The organism is Nakamurella sp. UYEF19, from assembly GCF_040546275.1.
Taxonomy (GTDB): domain Bacteria; phylum Actinomycetota; class Actinomycetes; order Mycobacteriales; family Nakamurellaceae; genus Nakamurella.
Genome location: NZ_JBEPNO010000010.1, coordinates 136,070 through 158,186 on the forward strand (window position 1 = coordinate 136,070; position 22,117 = coordinate 158,186).

Genomic DNA, 22,117 nt, shown 5'->3' on the forward strand with positions numbered 1-22,117 from the left:
CGGCTCGAATTCTCCTCGGAGGGCACCACTCGAATGCCTGTGCATCGGGTACTCAGCGTGAAAATATGCACCTGCAGAAACCGCGGCGCTTCCGTAGGAAACCGTGCGGCTTTTGTTTATCGGTGTGGTGTTACCACAGCCTATGAGCGCTGCTATGGTTCGCCCGAACTCGCCCCTTCGACGACGATGGACGTGACGCGTGAACGACTTCCCCCCGCCCTTTTCTTCGTTCAGCCACTCCACCCCCCGTCAGGAAACGCTGTGAAACAACGACGTCTCCCGTCCCTGCTGGCGATCGCGGCGCTCACCGCCGGTCTGCTGGTCACCGTCTCCCCGGCCGTCGCTGGTGCCGCAGCCGCCGCAACGCCGTGCCCCTGGGTCGGTTCCAGCGCCACCCCGGAGGACAAGGCAGCGCAGGTGCTCGCAGCGATGACGCTGGACGAGAAGCTGTCGATGACCCGCGGCTCGTCCTCGGTCCCCGGCTACGCGGGATCGATCGCCGCCATCGGCCGACTCTGCATCCCGGCTCTCACGCTGCACGACGGTGGAGCCGGCGTGGTGATGAGCGGGGCAACGGCCATGCCGGCCCCGATAGCGGCAGCAGCGACGTGGGACATCAACGCGCAGAAAGCTTATGGACAGGTGGTGGGCGCAGAGGCCAAGACCAAGGGCATCAGCGTCAACCTGGGCCCCAACGTGAATCTGGTCCGCGATCCCCGCGGTGGGCGGGCCTTCGAGACTGCCGGTGAGGACCCGTACCTGGCCGGATCGGCAGCCACCGCCTACGTCGAGGGCGTGCAGTCGCGGGGTGTCATGTCGGACCTGAAACATCTTGTCGCCAATGACGTGGAACAGAACCGCAACAATGCCGACTCCGTCATCGACGAGCGCACCTTGAACGAGATCTACTACCCCGCTTTCAAGCAGGCAGTGCAGGAGGGCGGCGCCGCCTCGATCATGTCCGCCACCAGCCTCGTCAACGGGGTGCACAGCAACGAGAATTCCGCGGTGATCAAGGATGCGGCAAAGCAGGACTGGGGATTCGACGGATTCGTCGTCACCGATTGGGACGGCGCCCGGAGCACGGTGCGGGCCGCCAACGCCCAGCTGGACCTCACCATGCCCACCCCCGGTAATTTCGGCCAACCCCTTGCCGATGCCGTCCGCTCCGGCGCCGTTTCGGTGGCGGTCCTCAACGACAAGATCTCGCGCATCCTGACGCAGGAGTTCAAGTACGGAATGTTCGAGAACCAGCCCGGGTCAGCCTCTGCCGATGCCACGTCCGCGGCCCACACCCGCACGGCCCAGGACGTCGCTGCCGAGGCCACCGTCCTGATGAAGAACAGCCCGGTGCAGCACCGCGGAAGTCTGCTCCCGCTCGACCCGACCTCCGCGCAGTCCATCGTCGTCATCGGAGAGGCGGCCAAGACCGTACCGATCACCGGCGGCGGCGGCAGCTCGCACGTCCCGGTCGGTGCCGCCGCGGTGTCGACCATCGCCGACAGCATCGCCGCTCGCGTCGGAGCTCACGGTCGCGTCGACTACGTCGGCCCCTGGACGATCACGCCGTTCGCCACCGCCAGTGCCGGGGATGCCGCCAGCAACATGCTCGACGGGCAGCTCGCCTCCCGTTGGACCAGCGGCACCCCGATGGTCCCAGGACAGAGCCTGGTCATCGACATGGGCGCCACGCAGGCCATCGACCAGATCTCCATGGATTCCGGTACCAGCGTCGGCGACTACGCCCGCGGTTACGAGATCCGCCTCTCCGGCGACGGCGCAACGTGGGGCCGGCCGGTGGCGGCGGGGACCGGAACCGGCCCGCAGACCACCGCGTCCTTCCCGTCGGCGTCCGCGCGCTACGTCGAGGTCGTCCAGACCGCGACCAACAGCAGCTGGTGGTCGATCGCGGAGCTGAACGTCTCCAAGAGCGACGGGGCCGGCGGTCAGGTCGCGCTGTCCCGCGGCGGTCTGCACGTGCCGGGCGTCTTCGACAAGCTGCCGACCGTGCCGACCACTCCGTTCACCTCGGTCGACGGCAAGCCCGGGCTGACAGCCGAGTACTTCAACAACCTCGACCTGTCCGGGACACCGGCCCTGACGAAGACCGAACCGAACGTCGACGACCACTACACGGCCTCGCCAGGGCCCGGTGTCAACGCAGCCGGATTCTCGGTGCGCTGGACCGGATTCCTGACGGCACCGGTCACCGGCACCTACACCTTCTCGATGGCCAACACCGGCGGGATCCGGATGAGGGTCGACGGGCAGTCCGTGTTCGACGACTGGGCACAGTACGGACCCGGCACGTCATCCATCCATCTGACCGCCGGGGTGGCGACCCCGATCTCGGTCGAGAACTACCAGCCGATCAACAGCGCCACCGGGCCGGTGGCCGGCACTCCGACGAGCCCGCCGACCAACGGATCGGTGACCCTCGGCTGGCAGACGCCGGACACTGCGGCCATCGCCTCGGCAGCTGCTGCTGCCGCCGCAGCCGACGTGGCCGTCGTCGTCGTCAACGACAACGAGAGCGAGGACGGCGACCGCCAGAACCTCACCCTGCCGGGTGCGCAGGACGATCTGGTCGCCGCCGTCGCTGCGGCGAACCCGAAGACGGTGGTCGTGCTGAACACCGGCGGGCCGGTGCTGATGCCATGGCTGGGCTCGGTGCCGTCGCTGCTGGAGTCCTGGTACGGCGGGCAGGCGAACGGAGCCGCGCTCGCCTCGGTGCTCTTCGGCGACGTGAATCCGTCCGGCAAGCTGCCGCAGACCTGGCCGGCGAGCATGAACCAGCTGCCGACCGCCGACACCGCGCGTTACCCGGGCGACGTCGACGTGTCGACCAACACGACCACGATCAACTACAGCGAGGGCCTTGACGTCGGCTACCGCTGGTACGACTCCCATCATCTGACGCCGTTGCTCCCCTTCGGTTTCGGCATGTCCTACACCGACTTCGGCTTCAGCGACGTGGCCATCGGTGCAGCCGGCGTCGACGGCAGCCGCACGGTGACGGCGACCGTCACCAACACCGGGACCACCACCGGCTCCGAGGTCGCCCAGCTCTACCTGAGCTATCCGTCCGCAGCCGGCGAGCCGCCGAACGCTCTCAAGGGCTTCCAGCGGGTCACCCTGGCCCCCCAGGCCACCACCGGGGTCAGCTTCACCCTGACACCGGCCGACCTGCAGGTGTGGGACAGCAGCACCCATCACTGGTCGACCACCCCGGGCGACTACCAGGTGCACGTGGGCGACTCGTCCCGGAACCTTCCGCTGACCGTCGGCTTCACCCTGGGTGTGACAGCGGGCAGCCGTTCCGCTGTGGCGACAGCGCCGGCGATGCTGACCCCGATGAGGGGCAATGTCGTCACCGCCAGGTTCTCCGCCGGAGGGACGCAGACCCTGACCGATCTCGAGCTGGGCCTTGACGTCCCGGTCGGTTGGACCGCAATCGCCACGAGTGCGTCGACCTTCGCCACCGCAGCCCCGGAGGTCGAGCTGAAGACCACCTGGTTGGTGACACCGCCCGCCGACACGCAGAACCGGATCTTCCGGCTTGCGGCCACCGCAGCGGCTGACGGCGGCTACGCCACGTCGAATGGACTGCAGGTCACCGTCGGGTCGATCGTCACCGCCACACTCACCTCCACGGCCGACATGGTCGAGCCGGGCACCCCGGTGGCGGCCCACCTCACCCTGCGCAACGGTGGTGACACGGACGCCGAGGTGACCTATCAGCTCACCGGTACCACGGGCGTGACCGCGACGCCGGCCACCGCCACCGTGACGGTGCCGGCGGGCTCGTCGGTCGACGTGCCGTTCACCGTGTCCGTCGGTGCCGGTGCCTCCTCGGCCACCCTGGACGCGACGCTGCAGGTAAAGATCGGCTCCGAGGTCATCCCGACCGACGGCGCCACGCTGTCCATCCCCATCCTGTTCGCCTCCCTGGCCAAGGCCTACGGCAACGTCGGCGTCGGCGATCACGCCAACCCCGGTGTCGCGGACTTCGACGGTGCCGGCTTCAGCTACTCGAGGCAGGGGCTGGCCGCAGTCGGAATCGTGCCGGGACAGCCGGTCGTTTACGGCGAGATCACCTACACCTGGCCGGATGTCGCGGCCGGGGCGCCGGACAACGTGGTCGCGGCCGGACAACGGATCGCCATCAACCAGGCCGGTAGGTCCTTCTCGATCCTCGGGGCCGCCAACAACGGGAGCGGTACCGGAACCGGCACCATCCGTTACACCGACGGCAGTTCCACGCCGTTCACGCTGGCACTCAACAACTGGACGTCATCCGCCCTGCTGCCGCAGGACGAACTGGTGGCGACCGCCCACGAGTGGAACCCCAAGCCCGGCAGCGGATATCCCGATGCGCTGGATGTCAGCCTGTACACCACCACCATCACCCTGAACCCCGGCAAAACCGTTGCCTATCTGACGCTCCCGTCGTCCTCGACGAGCGACCAGGCCGGCAACCGGCTGCACCTGTTCGACCTGCAGGTCACTCCGGTCGACGGCCAGGCTGCTGTTTCGACCACCACGGCCGGACTGTCGCCGATCGCCGTCGCGGTCGGAACGGCCACGACGGCAACCGTCCTCGTCACCGGGACCGGCGGCACGCCCACCGGAACGGTCACGATCGCCGAGGGCACCGCGGTGCTGGCCACCAAGGCGCTGACCGGCGGAACCGCGATCATGACGATCGGCGCAGACCTGCCCGCCGGTGTACACGCGCTGACCGTCTCCTACCCGGGTGACGACAAGTTCAAGGCGTCCTTCGCCACCCTGTCCCTCACCGTCGGTACCGCTCCGAAGGTCCGGCTCGTCACCACCCCGACGGCGCCGAACAGCACCGGGTGGTACACCGTCCCGGTGCGACTGGCGGTCGTCGCCACCGATCCGGTCGATCCGAACCCGATCGTGCAGGCGCAGGTGGACGGTGCCGATTGGGCGCAGATCTCGGCCCCGGTGCAGTTCACCACCGACGGCACCCACGCGGCGGTCGTACGGGCGACCAACGCCGACGGCATCGTCTCCGCCTCGACGCCCTGGACGGTGGAGATCGACCAGCTGGCTCCGGTGTCCAACGCCACGTTCGACGATGCGGCCCGCACGCTCACCTTCACTGCGGCGGACGCCACCTCGGGCGTCGGCCACGTCGAGTACCAGCTGCCGGGCGGGGGCTGGACGAGCGTGTCCGGACCGGTGACGCTCGGCAGCGCCGCGATGGTGGTCAACTATCGCGCGATCGACAAGGCCGGCAACAGCGAAGCCGCGCATCAGGTCTCGGTACCGAGGGTGGGTATCACCCTGCTGGATTCCAGCACCGTTGCGTCGTTGTCGAAGAGTTCGGTGGTCGCCGGCGGGACCGTCACCCTCACCGTCAAGGTCGGCGGCCAGGGCGCGACACCCACCGGGACGGTGCGGGTCACCTCCGGGAGCGCACAGATCAGCCAGGCCGCCCTGTCCGGTGGCCGGGCGACGCTGACGATCAAGGGCAGCGCCTTCCGCACCGGTCGCTACTCGCTGACCGTCGCCTACGGCGGTGACACCACCTACGCGGGCTCCTCGGACGCCGTCATCCTGACGGTGAGCAAGGCCCCGTCTGCCAGCAGCATCAGCTTGTCGTCGGCGAAAGTGCCCTACGGGTCCGCGGTCAGTGCGACCGTGAGGGTGAGTGCAAGCGGGGTCAGCGCCACGGGCATCGTGACCATCAGGGAAGGAAGGACAGTCGTCGGCACCGGGCGACTGGCCCGCGGTGCCACCGTGATCAAGTTGCCGATCCGCCTTGCGGTGGGTACCCACGCGCTGACGGCCACCTACGGCGGTGATTCCGCCGTCGCCGCCTCCGCCGTTGGTGCCACGCTGGTGGTGGTCAAGGCAGCCACCACGGTCAAGGCCAAGGTCACCCCGTCGCGGATCACCACCACCACCAGGGCTGCGGTGGCGATCTCGGTGACGTCGACACCCGCCGGCACCATCGCCGCCGGGGTGGTGACCGCGAAGGTGACCACCGGTTCCCGGGCGGTGGCGACCATCGCCGTCCGGCTGGCCAACGGCAGGGCCATTGCCACGCTGCCCCACCTGGCCGCCGGGACCTACACGGTCACCCTCGCCTACAGCGGGTCGTCGCAGTTGGTCGCGTCCGCCGCCAGGACCATCATGCAGGTCGTGCGCTGAACGGATGACCTGCCCCGTTGATTGCCCCGGTCCCCGTGGTTCCGGGGCAATCAACGGCCTGAAAATACCGACTGGATACCGCAATATCACCGACTTTTGAAACCTGCACGTCTGCGTTCGGAAGGGCGTCATTTTCGGAGCGGGAATTATCATCACCAGGCTTGACAGTGATCGTCCTGTCGTTGCACGATCATCATGCGATTGCACCAGGAGTTTCTCGAGCTTTTCATCTGAATTTCGATGGCTTTTGCATTCGCCGGTCATCCGGGGCCTGTCAGGCCCCGGCCTGCCGGACAACCTGATCGACCGAGAGGACCGCAATGTTGCGTATCAGGGCTCGACGCCCGTCCCGGCCCGTCCTGACCGCAGTCGGTGCGGTGGCCGTCATCCTCATCGGGTCGATCGCGGCCACGACGGTGGCCACCCACCGGATGCCGGCAACCGTGACGGTGGCCGGCATCCTCGGTCTGCCGCCGATCAGCTCGGCCCAGGCGTACAACTTGGCGCCGGCCACCCGCACGATCCGGCCCGTCACGGTCACCGACAGCACCGGCCTGCTGGCCGACTACGTCTCCGCCTCCTCCCTGATCTCCGAGCAGTCCGCGCACGGCCTGCGGACCGTCGGTAGCGGGTCCAGCGTCGCCACCGTCGACGGCACCGCGGTCCGGCGCAGCGGCACGTCACCGGACGCATCCTTCTCGTATCTGTTGCACGGCAGTGGCAAAGGCGCCCAGACGGTGCGGGTGGAAGAGGCCGGCAGCGCATCGTCCAGCTACGACGTCCTCGTCGGGACCACGACGCTCCACCAGCGTCGGCCGACCGCCGCGGACTATGCGTTCGGCGGCCGGGCCATCGGGATGGTGCACTACGCGCTGACCGTGCCGGCGGCGGCCATCGCTGCCGACGGCACCTACCGCCTGACCTTCCGCAACACCGCAACCCCCGGGGACGGCGCCCAGATCGCCGGGGTCTGGGATTCCGCCGCCACCGGCGCCGCACAGGCGCCCTTCGGCGGATCGGTGACCAACCCCAAGGGTGCTTCCGGTACCGGGACCACCGTGCTGAAGTCAGACATCTTCGGCGCGCCGTATGTCATCTACGACTTCGGCAAGGATGTCGCCGGAACCGTCAGCCTCGATGTCGACAACCGCGCCGGATCGCCCAAAATCGGGGTGGCGTTCAGCGAGTCGATCCAATTCCTCACCACACAGTCGGATTTCAGCCAGGATCCGAGTGGGGTCGCCACCGAAACCCACTTCTTCCAGCCGGCTGCCGGCCGGAGCACGATCAACGATTCGGTGATCCGCGGTGGATTCCGCTACCTCATGCTCTACCTCGCCGCACCCGGCGAATTGTCCGTCTCGAATCTGGCGCTGCATTTCACCGGTGACCCGGACAATCCCGATCTTCGCAACTACAAGGGCGCATTTTTCTCCAGCGACACGACGCTCAACAAGCTCTGGTATTCGGGCGCCTACACGACCCAGCTGTCGACCATCGCGTCGAACACGGGTCGTCCCTACCCCGCCCAGCCCGGTCCGGTGGCCAACGACGTCACGGTCGCCAAGGGCACCAGCTTCCTGAGCGACGGCGCCAAGCGTGACCGCCTCGACTGGGGCGGCGACAACGGCATCTCGGGTCCGGTGGCGTTGCTCACGACCGGTCGCGGCGAGGCGGTGCAGAACAGCATCGAGTGGTTCGGGGACCATCCGTTCCCGAACGGCCAGATCCCGGGTGTCTACCTGCCGGCACCGGCCGGATTCCAGTCGGCGTGGGGGGAGTACGCGGCCTGGTGGGTCCATAACTACTGGACCTACTACCTGTACACCGGCGACCGTGCCTTCCTGGACAGCTACTACTCCGCGATGAAGGGAAACCTGGCGTGGTTCGCCACCCAGGTCGGTGCCGATCATCTGTGGGACGTGTCGGGGGCGACCAGCGGGCACTGGGGTTACGGCCAGTCGGGCAAGGAAACCTACGACAACGCCGTCTACACGATGGCGCTGCGGGACGCTGCCGCTGCGGCCGCTGTCGAGGAGGACACCTCGGCAGCCAGCAGTTACACGACGCGGGCGACGCAGACGGCTGCGGCGGTGAACGCGACGCTGTGGGATGACACCGCAGGCGCCTACCTGGTACTCCCGGGCAGCACTGCACATCCCTTGGACGGCAACACGATGGCCGTCGTCGCCGGTATCGCCACCGGCGACCGCGCCACCCGCGCCCTGGCGTTCGTGCACAAGACGCTCGGCACGCCGCTCGGCGAACTCAACGTCGACAGCACGGACAACAACAACGTCTCCAACGTCATCAGCCCGTTCGTGTCCTATCAGGAGCTGCTCGCCGACTCGGCCCTGGGGACGGCCGCCGGCGACACCCAGGCGATGTCGGATCTGCGCCGCACCTGGGCCCACATGTTGACCGGCGACACCACCAGCACCCTGTGGGAAACCGTCTCGCCCAGCGGTGGTCTCGGTCTCGGGTCCTACACCAGCATGGCGCACGGCTGGGGTACCGGGCCGACGGCCTATCTGACCAACCAGCTGCTGGGGGTCACGCCGACCAGTGGTGGTTTCGCCTCGTTCCAGGTGGCGCCGCGCCCCGCGGGCGGGGTCACCTGGGCGCAGGGCACCGTCCCCACGCCCCGGGGCCCGATCGGGGCCGGCTGGCGCCAGCACGGCCAGTCGTTCCAGATCGCCGTGACGGCCCCGGCGGGCAGCAGCTACCGCATCGTCCTCCCGGACGGCACGGGCACTGTCGTAGTCGGCGGCGCCACCGTCTTCGAGGCCGGACATGCCGTCACCGGTTCGTCCTCGGGCACCGTCCGCCGCAGCGGCGGCGACCTGGTGCTCGAGGGACTGCACGGCACCACCGACATCACCACTTCTTGAACCCCCATCGGCAGGGAGCCCAGACCATGAAGCGAATTCGACCACTGCTGATCACCACCGCACTCGTGGCCAGTGCCCTGCTCGCTACCGGCGCAGCCACTCCGGGTGTCGACCGAGCGTCCGCGCCGGGCAGCGCGGCCGTTGGCACGGTTGGCAGTTCCGCCGCGGCGGCCACGGGTGTGCCGCAGCCCGGCAAGTGGCAGCAGTACGTGAACAGCCCGGCGTCCCGGACCATCAAGCCGACCGCGGTGGTCCACGCACTGGACCGCGCGGGCATTATCACCGGGGCACCGGCCAACGCATTGGCCACCGACGGGAAGTCCGTGCGGCTCACCAGCACCGGTGGTCGAAGCGGGTCTCCCCTGCTCACCGTCGATCTCGGGCAGGACGTCGGCGGACTGGCGGACGTCCGGGTCCTCGCGGCCTCGGATCCACGACCGTCCCTGCGCGCCTGCTTCTCCGAATCGCAGAACTACCTCGCGCTGACCGACGCGCAGAACAGCGGTGAAGGTGCGATCGCACCCGGCTGCGACACGGCCAACATCTTCAACGGATTCCCCGGTGTCGGATACACCTACGACAGCGACTCGCATCTCCTCGACCTGCCGGCGACGCTCCCGGGGACGGCGAGCGACAAGGTGCTGCGCGGTGGCTTCCGTTACCTGACCCTGTTTCTCGACAGCCCGGGCTGGGTCGACGTCGACGCTGTCACGGTGAACTTCACCGCCGCCCCGGGCCAGACCGATCTGCGCAACTACCCCGGTCACTTCCTCTCCAGCGACGACACCCTCAACAAGATCTGGTACGCCGGGGCCTACACGACCCAGCTCGACACCGGCCCGGCGAACTCGGCGAAGTCCTGGCCGTACGTGACCGGTGAGGCCGACTCCTCGGACGCCGTGGTACCCGGAGCCGATCCGACGAAGGAAGTCATCTACGACGGCGGCAAACGTGACCGCATCGTCTGGCAGGGCGACCTCGCCGTGCAGGGTCCGGTGACCTACCTGTCCACCAACGACAAGAGCGCGGTGGAGAACTCCCTGGCATCACTGGCGTCCCAGCAGCTGGCCGACGGATTCATGCCGGCCGAGAGCCTGGTGGGCGACCACAACACCGGAGAGGAACGTACCTACGGCGAATACGTCACGTGGTTCGTCAACAACATGGAGCAGAACTGGATGTACACCGGGGACAAGGCGTTCCTGACGACCTGGTGGCCGGCCGTCACGAAGGCCATGGCCTGGCTGGAATCGGTGCGGCTGCAGGACCCACAGGGTCTGATCTCCTTCGCCGCGGTGAACTCCTGCGGGCACTACGGGTACACCGACTGCGGGCACGAGACCTACCTGAACGCCCTCTACGTCCGCAACCTCCAGCAGGCCGCGGACCTGGCGAAGGTGATGGGCGACAACGCTTCCGCTGCGACCTACACCGCCAGGTCTACGACCGTGAGCAACGCGATCAACGTGCAGCTGTGGGATCCGGTAGCCGGTGCCTACCGCTACTCGCGGGAGACACCGAACTCCTACCCGCAGGATGCGAATGCCACCGCGGTCCTGACCGGGGTGGCGACCGGAGCCCGCGCGAGCAGTGCGCTGGCCTACCTGCGGTCGCACACCTGGTCCACTCTCGGGTCCCTGACGGTGCCGGTCGACAACGCGCCGTCCTCGCTCCCGGCGTTCTACGCCCCGCTGCCGTCCGGGTTCGAGGTCGACGCCCGCCTCACCCAGGCCGGAACCGACCCGCTGGTGGGCCAGTCCGCCGAACAGCTGATGACGACCTTCTGGGGCTGGATGCTCCAGCAGGATCCGGGCACCACGTTCTGGGAGCACGTGCGGCCCGACGGCACGCCGAACCTGTCCCAGTTCTCGTCGTTGGCCCATGGCTGGGCGGCCGGCCCGACCGTGTCGCTGACGCAGGGTGTCCTCGGACTGCGGCCGACCTCGGGCGGGTATGCGACCTGGTTGGCCCGCCCCACCCCCGGGTCGCTGACCTGGGCCGAAGGGACGGTGCCGACTCCGCAGGGGAACCTGGACGCGCACTGGGACCACACCCGGTCCGGCTTCACCCTGCAGCTCACCGCGCCGAAGAAGACATCGGGCTCGGTCCAGGTGCCGACCTTCGGCGACTCCGTCAGGGTCACCGTCGACGGCCGGACGGTGTGGGACGGCAAGCGGGGGACGGCGACGGTGCAGGGCGGCTACGTGACCGTCAACGGTGTCGGCGCCGGCAAGCACACCGTGGTGGTCACCCCGACGAGTCCGGTGAGGACGACCGTCTCCCTGATCGCCTCGTCGGACCAGAGCTCCGTCGCTCCGGGTTCCACCGTGCACCTGACGGCGACGCTGACCGGCCGCGCGGCCGGCACCCTGACGGGCCGGCTGGCCGTCACCGGACCGGCCGGCTGGGTGATCAGTCCGGCCACCACCGGTGTCGACGTGACCAGCGACGGCCGGGTGGTCAGCCGGACGGTCGACGTCTACGCCTACGTCTCGCCCCAGGCCGCCAGCGGTTCGCCGACGGTGAAACTCACCTTCTCCGGATCGGGGGCCACCGCAGTCGCGTCGGTTCCGTTCACGTTGCAGCGCAGCACCATCATCTACGATTTCGAGTCGGGCACCCAAGGCTGGACGGCCGGCACCGGGGTGACCTCGCTGGCGACGGTGGGTAGCTTCGCCAACGGCCCCGGCCGGCCCGAGCAGGGCGCGGCCGCACTCGAGGCGATCGGCGCCGGCATCGCGGCCGACAGCCCGCGGACGGTCTCGGTGACCCCGTCGTCACCGTTGGACCTGAGCGGCGCGACCACCTTGGCCCTGGCGATGGACAGCTACGGCGGTGCTCCCGGCGCCACCGGGTACGCCGGCACGATCGTGGTGACCGGTACCGACGGCAGGACGGCGCAGATCACCGCGCCGATCAGCCCGGACAGCTGGACCACCCTGACCCTCGACCTGTCCGGGTTCGCCGGCCGCAGCTCGGTTGCGTCCATCTCGGCGTCGATGAATGCCGTGGGCAGTTCGCAGATCTGGCAGCCCCGGTTCCAGATCGACGACGTCCGAACGGTGGGCTGACGGGTGGCCCGGTCACGGGCTTGCTCGGTGCTGGTCCTGCTGGTGACCGTCGCGGTCGGATTGTCCGTGACCGGTGGTGTCGCCGTCTCGGCCGCTCCGGCCCGGGCGGCGACCCCGGCCACCCTGCCGGCCCGAGCGGCGACCGCTCCGGTCGTCGCGTCACCGGCGGCGGTCGGGGTGGGCATCACCTCGGTAATCGCCGACACGACGTCCATCACGGTCGTCGGGTCCCTTCCGCCTGCCGACGACTCGGCCGTCACGACGGTCGATGTGTACCAGTTGGATCCGGCGCAGGACGACTCGCAATATGCGACCGGCACTCCGGTGGCCACCATCTCACCCTCGTCCGCATCGTTCCGGGTGTCCTTTCCGCGCCTCGCCGAGGCCCGCGATGGCTACTACTCGAAGTACCTGGCCGTGGCCGTCGCTGCCGGAGCGGGCGGCGCGGACGGTACGAGCAGCCCGCTCGGGGATGCGCACTACGTCGATGACGTCCGGTTCACGGCAACCAACACCTACCCCTTCCCGGCGATCCGGGACAAGAAGGGTCTCCAGGTCGAGATGACCGACGACGCCGAGCAACTCGGCGTCCGCCACGGGGCCATCAATGTGGCCTTCAACCAATTGATGCTCCGGGAACCGGTTGCACCGGCCGCCACGCTCACGTTCACCACCGACGGTCGCACCTTCTTCTTCGACCGGGCCTACATCGAGAGCCTCGACGGCCAGATCAAGGCGCTGTCGGACAACGGCGCACTGGTCGACCTCATCCTGATCCTGTATGCCGACAGTAACCCGAACTCCGCGTTCAGCGAGCTGGTCCATCCGGACGCCGTCGTCGGCAAGGGTACGGTCTACGCCTTCAACACCAAGACCGCGCTCGGACTTCAGTACTTCAAGGCCGGGATGCAGTTCCTCACGCAGCGCTACACCCGCACCGACCAGCGGTACGGCCGCGCGCTGGGTTACATCGTCGGCAACGAGGTCGACTCGGCGTACGTCTGGTCGAACATGGGTGACCAGCCACTGCAGTCGTTCCTGGAGTACTACCAACGCGCCGTCCGCATTGCCTGGCTGGCGGCGCGCCAGGCCTACAACGAACCCCGGGTCTATGTCTCGCTGGATCACCAGTGGGCCGTCCCGGTCGATCCCGGGCAGCCGCTGCAGTCCTACGCCGGCAAGGACGTGGTGGACGGACTGGCCGCCCTGTCACGTGCGGAAGGCGACTTCCCGTGGGGTGTCGCCTACCACCCGTACCCGCAGAATCTGTTCAACCCGGCCTTCTGGCAGGACACCCAGGCCACCAAAGATTTCGAGACGCCCCTGATCACGTTCAAGAACATCGAGGTGCTGCCGACGTACCTGCGGCAGGGCGGGTTGCCCTACCAGGGGCAGCAACGCCGGATCATCCTGTCCGAGCAGGGCTGCAACACGCCCGGTGATTCGCTGGACGCGCAGAAGCTCCAGGCCGCCTGCTACGCCTACGCCTACTACAAGGTCAGATTCCTCGACGGGATCGACGCGTTCATCCTGCACCGGCACGTCGATCACCAGGCCGAAGGTGGCCTGCAACTGGGCCTGTGGACGTGGGACGCCAACAGGACCGACCTCGCCGTGCCCGGTGATCACAAATACCTCTACGACGTCTTCAAGTACATCGACACGTCGAAATCGGCGAGCGTGACGAATTTTGCCCTGCCGATCATCGGCATCACCAGTTGGCAGCAGGTCATCCCCGGTTTCGACGCCGCTCGTCTCGATCAACAGGCCCTGCCCCGGCAGGTCGGCACGCAGGTGGGCGCACGTCCGGTTGCGCCCCGGTCGGTATCCGGTTTCGAGTCCGGCACCGATGGCTGGCTCACCTCGGACAACGCTTCCTCCATCCAGCGGATCACCACCTCGCCGGCAGCCGGGAAGGGCGCCCTACGAGTGCATTTCGACCAGAACCTGCCCGCCTGGTCAACGGATGCGAAGACCTGGAAGGGCGCAGACCGCATCTTCACCACACCGGTGAACGCCTCGCGCACTCCGCATCTGGGACTCGCCGTCCGGGTTCCGACACCCCCGCCCGGGCAATTCACGTCGGGCAACGTCGACTACGTCCAGATCAGGGTCTACGGCACTGACGGGCACGTCGCGTTCGGGTTGGCCAGGGTGGATGCCAACGGGGCGTGGACGACCCTCGACCTGGATCTGACGGCCTGGCCGGAGAGGTCCGCCATCGACCGCATCAAGATCTGGGTCCGCGGCACCACCGACGACAACTGGCTCGGTAGCTTCGATCTCGACCAGATCACGCTCTCCGCGTCCGTCAACCCGGCGCCGGCCGTCCGGAACATCGACCTGACGACCACCGCCTCCAGCCGCAACGGGGTCGGCGCCACGGTGGCGATCACGGTGACAAACCACGATCCGGCGCGGTCCACCGGCAGCCTCGTCGCCGTGGCCTGCGACGGCGTTGGCCTCACGCCGACGGCGATTCCGATCGTCGGCATCGCCGGCGCCGGCGGCACCAGGACGGTGACCGTCCGGATCACCCGATACCAGCCGGCCGACCGCACCCGTCCACTCCTGTGCTTCCGATACGGCACGCAACAGCTGCCGACGGTGCTCACCTTGCCGCCACCGACCGAGACGGTGCTCTACGGTTTCGAGGGCGGTACCGAGGGCTGGGTGGCCGGGCAGAACGTCACCGGCATCGCCGCTGTCGCCAGCTTCCCCAACGGCCCCGGAACCCCACACGGTGGGTCGGGTGCGCTCGACGCACAGACCGCCGACACCGACGCCTCCGCGGCTCGCACCGTCAGCCTCACACCCGCCATCGCGCCCGACCTCTCCACGGCCCAGGCCGTCGTCGTCTGGGTCGACGCCTACGGCGGCGCGCCGGGCGCAACGGGTTATGTCGCGCAGGTGATCCTCCACTGCGGCAACGACGTCCTGATCTCGAGCCCGTCGTCGTTCAAGACGGACCAGTGGAATCGTGTGGCAGTGGACGTCGCCGACTGGGACTGCCGGAACCGGATCACCCGGGTCGACGTCACCTTCCACGCCGTCGGCACCACTGCACCGTGGAACCCGCACTTCCAGGTGGACGACGTCGGCTGGGACGACTGAGCGGCCGCAGGCCTGGAGGAATTCGTCGGCCGACGTCCCGGCCCGTCGACGGTGGTGGTGGCCGAAGATCGTCACCCCGCTAGCATTCGGAGCGGCAGACCGAGCACCTCGGAGGCACCATGGCCGCCGCTCCAACGGTTGCACCGGCCCGGCCCGGGCCGTTGTACCGCTTCGGCCTGTTCCTTTTCCGTCACGCCACGGTCGTTCTGGTCATCGGCGCACTGGCTCTGGTGGTGTTCGGGATGCTCGGCGCGGGTGCGTTCGGCAGGCTGAAGGCCGGCGGGTTCGACGATCCGTCCAGTGATTCCGCTCGGGCTGCGAGCATCTCCGGGACGCATTTCCAAGCCGATCCGAATCTGATCCTGCTGGTCACACCGGACGACGGGCAGCTCGATTCGACCGCCAGCCGGGCTGCGGGAATGGCCTTGACCAAGGAGCTGGCTGCGCAGCCCCACGTGCAGATCACCGCCTCCTACTTCCAGGCGCCGGTCCCGCAACTCGCCGCAGCCGATCGGACGTCCGCGCTGATCCTGATCGTCGTGGCCGGCGACCAGGGGCAGATGGTCTCGCGCGGCCTCCAGATCACGACGGCCTTCGGCGGTGAGCAGCACGGAGTGACCGTGCGGGCCGGCGGGCAGGCCGGTGTGTTCAGCGACATCAACAGCCACGTGAGCAGTTCCCTGGTGCTGGCCGAGTCGATCGCCATCCCGGTGACGATGATCCTGCTGCTGCTGGTCTTCGGATCGGTCGTCGCGGCATTGCTGCCCCTGCTGATCGGAACCTTCGCCATCGTCGGGACCTTCTTCGAGCTGTCCCTGCTGGCCTCGGTCACCGACGTCTCGGTGTTCGCCATCAACCTGACGACCGCGCTCGGGCTCGGTCTCGGCATCGACTACGGACTGCTGCTGGTCGCCCGGTTCCGGGAGCAGCTGGCGACCGGTGCCCCGGTACCGGATGCCGTGGCCAGGACGGTCGCCACCGCCGGGCGGACCATCCTGTTCTCCGCCGCCGCAGTGGTGGCGGCGTTGTCGACCCTGACCCTGTTCCCGCTCTACTTCCTGTCCTCGTTCGGCTACGCCGGCATCGGGGTGGTGGTGATCGCCGCACTCGCAGCGCTGATCATCACGCCGGCCGCGCTGGCACTGCTCGGCCGCCGGGTCGACGCCGGAAAACTGCCGTTCGCCGGAACCGCACGGGGGTCGGCGTCGCCGTTCTGGGGGCGCATCGCCGTGACGGTCTTCCGGCACCCGATCCGGACGGCCGGCCCGGTCCTGCTTGCTCTCCTGGTGGCCGCGATCCCGTTGCTGGGCATTCACTTCGCCCTGCCCGACGAAACGGTGCTCCCGACGGACGCGGCCAGCAGAGAGGTGTCAACGGCGCTGCAGCAGCAGTATCCCGCCCGCGCCACTGCCGTCATCACAGTGGTTTCATCCGCCCCGGCCGGCCTGCCCACCGCGCAGGCCGTCGCCGCACGCCTCGGGGCGGTGCCCGACGTCACCGCCGTCGCGGTGGCGCCGACCGGCGACGGGTCCGACGGCTACCAGAAGCTCGGGGTCCGCACCGACGTACCGGCCGGGTCCGACCGGGCCAGGGCCGTGGTGACCGCATTGCGGGCTGCCATTGGAAGCGGCGCAGCTGCCGGTTTTCTGGTCGGCGGCGTCGACGCGTCGCTCGCCGACACCCTCACCGGGATCGGCCGGCCACTCCCGCTGGCGTTGTTGATCATCGTCCTGACCACCTTCGTGCTGCTGTTCCTGTTCACCGGGAGCGTCGTGCAACCGATCAGAGCGCTGGTGGTGAACGGACTTTCGCTGTCCGCTGCGGTCGGGATCGTCACCTGGATCTTCCAGGACGGCCACCTGATCGGGCTCTTCGGCGCCACGGTGAGACCGATGGATGCCTCGATGACGGTGCTGCTGCTCTGCATCACCTTCGGTCTGTCGATGGACTACGAGGTGTTCCTGGCCAGCCGGATCACCGAGTTGCACTTCGCCGGTGCCGACCTGCAGACGGCGGTGACGCAGGGGCTGGCCCGGACCGGCCGGATCGTGACGAGCGCAGCCGTCCTGCTCTCGGTCAGCTTCTTCGCCTTCGCCACGTCGTCGGTCTCGATGTTGCAGCTCTTCGGTTTCGGGGCCGGCCTGGCGGTCCTGATCGATGCGACGCTGGTTCGCGGGGTGCTGGTGCCCGCCGTCATGCGCCTGCTGGGCCCGGCGAACTTCTGGGCCCCGCGGCCGCTGCGGGCACTGCATGCTCGAGTCGGAGTGACCGAGGACTAGGCCGGGCAACACCGGAGCCACTCGTCCGGGTTTAATGACGTGGGTATACGCGTCATCGAAGATCCTGCAGCGCCGCCGGAGGTTCATGTGTTCTATCCGTTGACAGTCCTGGACTTCCTCGACCGAGCGGAGACGGTCTACCCCGAGCGCATCGGCCTCGTCGACGAGCCGGACCAAACCGCGCCGAGCTGGGGTGAGATCACCTACGGGGAACTAGCCCGGCGCGCCCGTCACCAGGCGGCGTGGTTGGACTCGATCGGTGTCGAGACCGGCGGTCGGGTAGCGGTGGTGAGTCACAACGCCTCCCGGATGCTGACGTCGTTCTACGGTGTCGCCGGTTACGGGCGTGTCTACGTCCCGATCAACTTCCGGCTCTCGGCCGCCGAGGTGCGTTACATCGTCGAGCATTCCGGGGCGGAGGTGCTGCTGGTCGACCCGGAGCTGCGGGCCACCCTGCTCGACATCGACGAGCCGATCACCGCCCGGACGGTTCGCGTGCTCGGCGAGGACGACGAGGAGATCTTCGGCAGGCCCGGCACCGACGCGACGCCCTGCCCCTGGGCGGGCGACGAATCGGCCACCGCGACGATCAACTACACCTCCGGCACGACGGCGCGACCGAAGGGCGTGCAGCAGACCCATCGGGCGACCTGGATCAACGCCACCGTGTTCGCGCTGCACGCCGGCCTGACCGACCGTGACGTCTACCTCCACACCCTCCCGATGTTCCACGCCAACGGATGGGGCATGCCGTTCGGCACCACCGGGGTCGGGGTCCCGCAGGTGGTGATCCGCAAGATCGACGGCACGGAGATCCTCCGGCGCGTGGCCAGGCACGGCGTGACGGTGATGTGCGCGGCCCCGGCCGTGGTGAACAGCGTGCTCGACGCGCTGGCGACCTGGGAGGGTGAGATCCCCGGCCGGGGAACGGTCCGCGTCATCTGCGCGGGCGCCGCGCCGCCCACCCGCACCATCGAGCGGGTCCGTGCAGATCTGGGCTGGGAGTTCATCCAGATCTACGGATTGACCGAGACCTCACCGCTGCTGACGGTCAACCGGCTGCGGTCCGAGTGGGACGAACTGCCCGCAACCGAACAGGCCCGGTTGCTGACCCGCGCCGGCGCCCCGGCCATCGGGGTGCGTCTGAGCATCGCCGAGGACGGCGAGATCCTCGCCCAGTCCAACCACAACCTCGATGCCTACTGGCAGAACGCGGAGGCGACGGCGGAAGCGCAGGCGGGCAACTGGTTCCACACCGGGGACGGCGGCAGCATCGAGGCCGGCTACCTGACGATCTCGGACCGCAAGAAGGACGTGATCATCACCGGCGGCGAGAACGTCAGCTCGATCGAGGTCGAGGACGCGTTGATGTCGCACACCGGGGTCCGTGAGGTCGCCGTCATCGGGATCCCCGACGCCAAGTGGGGCGAGCTCGTCACGGCGCTGGTGGTGCGTGCTCCGGGCTCTGCGGTGACGGCCGAGGAGTTGATCACCCACTGCCGCCGCAGCCTTGCCGGGTTCAAGTGCCCGAAGCAGGTGGAGTTCGTCGACGAACTGCCGCGCACGGCCACCGGCAAGCTGCAGAAGTTCAAACTCCGGCAGGGGTACTCCGCCGGATAACCGAGCACCGCGTGCAACAGATCCGGACCGAGATCCGTCTCATCGACGTCAGTTGATGTGAACGCTCGGCAGTCGATCGGAGAACAACGACGTGGGTGGCCTGCTCGCACCAACCGAACAGATCGAGCGGACCTGGCCTCCGCCGGAGCCGGCGCGGCGACTTCGCGGGAAGCCGCCGGGGCTCGGTCGGCCCTTCGCCGAACGGTGGTTGCCCTATCTCATGTGGGTGGCGTTCGCCGGGGTCTACTCGACCTTGTCGCTGACCCGGTTCGCGCGGCTGTCGACGCCGTCGTGGGACAACGCCATCTTCCAGCAGGCGATCAGCGCCTATGCGCACTTCCGGGCGCCGATCGTGGACATCAAAGGCCCTGGGTATCTGATCCTGGGCGACCACTTCTCGCCGATCCTCGCGCTGCTGGCCCCGATCTACCGGGTGTTCCCGTTCGCGCAGACGCTGCTGGTGGCACAGGCGGTGCTGATCACCGTGGCACTGGTGCCGATCACCAGGATCGCGGTCGAGCGACTAGGTGCGGCCGGTGGATCCGCCGTTGCGGTGGCCTTCGCGCTGTCGTTCGGCATCCAGTCCGCGGTCTTCACCGACTTCCACGAGGTGGCGTTCGCGGCACCGTTGGTCGCGTTCGGCGGCGCCGCCTTCCTTCGCCGCCGGTGGAAGGCGGTGGCCTGGTGGTCGCTGCCCCTGCTGCTGGTGAAGGAGGACCTCGGGATCACCGTGGCCGCCATCGGACTGGTCCTCGTGCTGGTCGGCGCCCGTCGGGTCGGGGTCGCGCTGCTCGCGTCCGGGATCGTCGGGTTCCTCCTGGTGGTCTTCGTCGTGGTACCAGCCTTCAACCAGCACGGCACGTTCGACTACTGGGGGTCGGTCAGTTTCGGCACTGCGGGCCCCAGCGCTCTCGAGACATTCTTCACTGGCTGGGATCTCAAGACGGTGACCCTACTGCTGACCTTCGGCATCACCGGGTTCCTTGCTCTTCGGTCACCGTGGGTACTGGTCGCGTTGCCGACCCTGGGATGGCGCTGGATCGGGGAGAACTCGACCTACTGGGACACCAACTTCCACTACTCGCTGATCCTGATGCCGATCGTCTTCCTCGCGATGCTCGACGCGATCCAGCGGGTCCGGGACGGGAGGGGCGGCCCTGCGTGGCTACGCCGGTACGTGGCGCATGCACCGACCGCGGCCCTCGCCGTGGCCTTGGCGCTCTGCCTGCAGTTCCCGATCAACAATCTGTTCAAAGCCGAGACCTACCAGGCGAATCCGGACGCCGTGGCCGCTGACGCGGCCGTGGCCCTGATGCCAAAGGGGTCGAGCGTGGAGACCAATCTCGGGCTGATCACCCACCTGGTGTCGGACTACCAGGTCTACTGGACCGGAACCGTCGGCAGCGCCGTCCCGGACTACGTCCTGATCGACACCCGTAGCGCCGAGGACATCAAGGAGGTCGCGACCTGGGCCGAGCAGCAGCATCCCGGTGTCGACTACCGGCAGATCTACGATTCCGACGGATACCTGCTGGCCGTCAAGGTGGGGTGATCGGGCCCGGTCGGTCTCGGCAGGCCAAGGGCGGCCAGCGCCCAGCTGATGCTCGACTCCTGTTGCGCGCCATAGAGATCGTCGGGACGGTGCAGTGTGGTGCCAAGCACACCCTCGAGCCAGGACTCGTCAAGATCGGCACCGTCCACGGTGACATCCTTGGCCCCGGCGCCGGTCAGGTTCGAGGAGAAGATGCCGGCCGCGGAGCGCGGCAGGAAGTCCTCGTAGACCACCGGTTCGGCGGTGAGCCAGCCTCCGGCGATCAGGCCCGCCACCGAGGTCGGTGGTCGTCGACCGTCCGGTGGTCGACGAACCGGGCTGACGGTGAACACCCCGAGACCCTCTGCGAACAGACTGTTCTCGTCCGACGGGAAGTGCTGTCCCCAGATCTGTTGCCGGCAGGCTGTGACATCGATATCGGCCGGGCCGCCGACATCGAGGCTGCCCAGGTCGATCTCGGCCACCGCACGGTCGTAGCGGACCCGGCCGGCCGGAGTGAGGGCGATGCCCCGTGCCTCGACCTCCCCGAACCGGACGCGCAGGGACCCTTCCGTGACGGTGCCGTCGGGATTCCGGAAGCGGCGGGGTTCGGCCAGGGCCCGGAAGGAGGTCTGACGGAGCAAGATCTCCGGGCCGTCCCAGCGCGGCGGTCCCTGGATGGAATCGATCATGGTGATGCCATGATCGGCCATCCGGCGGTACAGCGCATCGATGTCCAGGACCCGCGGAGTGAGGTGGTTGATGTGGGTGGACCGCACGCCCCCGATGTCGGCGGCGACCGCCGAGACCTGTTCCAGCTCTTGATACCACGCCCGGTCGATGGGTTCGGCGGACAGCGCGAACGACCGGGCAGCGCCGGCGAGGAACTTCTGCGCGTCCGACTCCCCCAGACCGCCGTCAGCGACCGCTCTGTCGGCCAGGACGAGCAGCGCCGGCGAGAACAGTTCCCGGCCGGCCAGGAAGGTGCGGAGCCGGCGGGACAGATCGGGTGAGAAGAACCGGCGGTCGTCGACGGCCAGCAGCGAGGTGAAGACCCGGAACGGGTTCTGGGCGAGCTCGGCCGGGTCGGTGGGCCGGAACGCCGTCGACACCACCGGGATGGCGCTCGCGGCCGCATCGCGGAGGTCGTAGTAGCCGGTCGGTGACATTCCCATGGCGGCAAAGATTCTCGCAACCTGCGCCAGCTCGCCGGGGGTGCCGACCCGGATCGCGCCGTGCCGTTCCGCGGTGACCCGATCCAGGCTGCCGAGTCTCTCCGCGTCGGCACCCATGGCGGCCGCCACCTCGCTGTTCACCTGCTGCGAGAGGTCGACCAGGGTCGTGTAGGCGGGGACCTCCCGGCCGTACAACTCGGACAGCGTCCGCGCGAACCGGGCCCGCAACCCGGTGGTGGACAGGATTGTCACG

Annotated in this window: 8 protein-coding genes; 7 read left to right on the forward strand and 1 reads right to left on the reverse strand. The window is 68.5% G+C overall.

Going from position 1 to position 22,117, the window contains the following annotated elements; genetic code table 11:
* Window positions 1-261 precede the first annotated feature (261 nt).
* The 7 genes from ABIB25_RS15520 (at window position 262) to ABIB25_RS15550 (ending at window position 20,710) form a co-directional block, all read left to right on the forward strand.
* Window positions 262-6,183 carry a glycoside hydrolase family 3 C-terminal domain-containing protein gene (locus ABIB25_RS15520; protein WP_354529364.1) on the forward strand — a complete coding sequence of 1,974 codons (5,922 nt, stop codon included), beginning with the start codon at window positions 262-264 and terminating at the stop codon, window positions 6,181-6,183.
* A gap of 320 nt (window positions 6,184-6,503) precedes the next feature.
* Entirely contained in the window at window positions 6,504-9,074 is a 2,571-nt protein-coding gene (locus tag ABIB25_RS15525; protein ID WP_354529365.1) for an alpha-L-rhamnosidase-related protein, read from the forward strand.
* 26 nt (window positions 9,075-9,100) lie between these two features.
* Window positions 9,101-12,145, forward strand: a complete 3,045-nt coding sequence (locus ABIB25_RS15530) for an alpha-L-rhamnosidase-related protein (protein ID WP_354529366.1) — start codon at window positions 9,101-9,103, stop codon at window positions 12,143-12,145.
* A gap of 3 nt (window positions 12,146-12,148) precedes the next feature.
* Window positions 12,149-15,259 (forward strand): DUF5722 domain-containing protein, encoded by a 3,111-nt coding sequence (locus ABIB25_RS15535; protein ID WP_354529367.1) that lies wholly within the window; start codon window positions 12,149-12,151, stop codon window positions 15,257-15,259.
* A gap of 119 nt (window positions 15,260-15,378) precedes the next feature.
* Complete coding sequence (locus ABIB25_RS15540; RefSeq protein ID WP_354529368.1) at window positions 15,379-17,538, forward strand: MMPL family transporter; 2,160 nt, start codon at window positions 15,379-15,381, stop codon at window positions 17,536-17,538.
* Window positions 17,539-17,625: 87 nt separating this feature from the next.
* Entirely contained in the window at window positions 17,626-19,158 is a 1,533-nt protein-coding gene (locus ABIB25_RS15545; RefSeq protein ID WP_354529403.1) for an AMP-binding protein, read from the forward strand.
* A 91-nt stretch (window positions 19,159-19,249) separates the two neighbouring features.
* On the forward strand, window positions 19,250-20,710 hold the full coding sequence (locus ABIB25_RS15550) for a DUF2079 domain-containing protein (RefSeq protein WP_354529369.1): 1,461 nt from the start codon (window positions 19,250-19,252) through the stop codon (window positions 20,708-20,710).
* On the opposite strand, the gene hglS is transcribed toward ABIB25_RS15550, so the two are convergent.
* Window positions 20,668-22,110 carry a 2-oxoadipate dioxygenase/decarboxylase gene (hglS, locus tag ABIB25_RS15555; RefSeq protein ID WP_354529404.1) on the reverse strand — a complete coding sequence of 481 codons (1,443 nt, stop codon included), beginning with the start codon at window positions 22,108-22,110 and terminating at the stop codon, window positions 20,668-20,670. The two genes, ABIB25_RS15550 and hglS, sit on opposite strands and share 43 nt — an antisense overlap.
* Window positions 22,111-22,117: the final 7 nt, after the last annotated feature.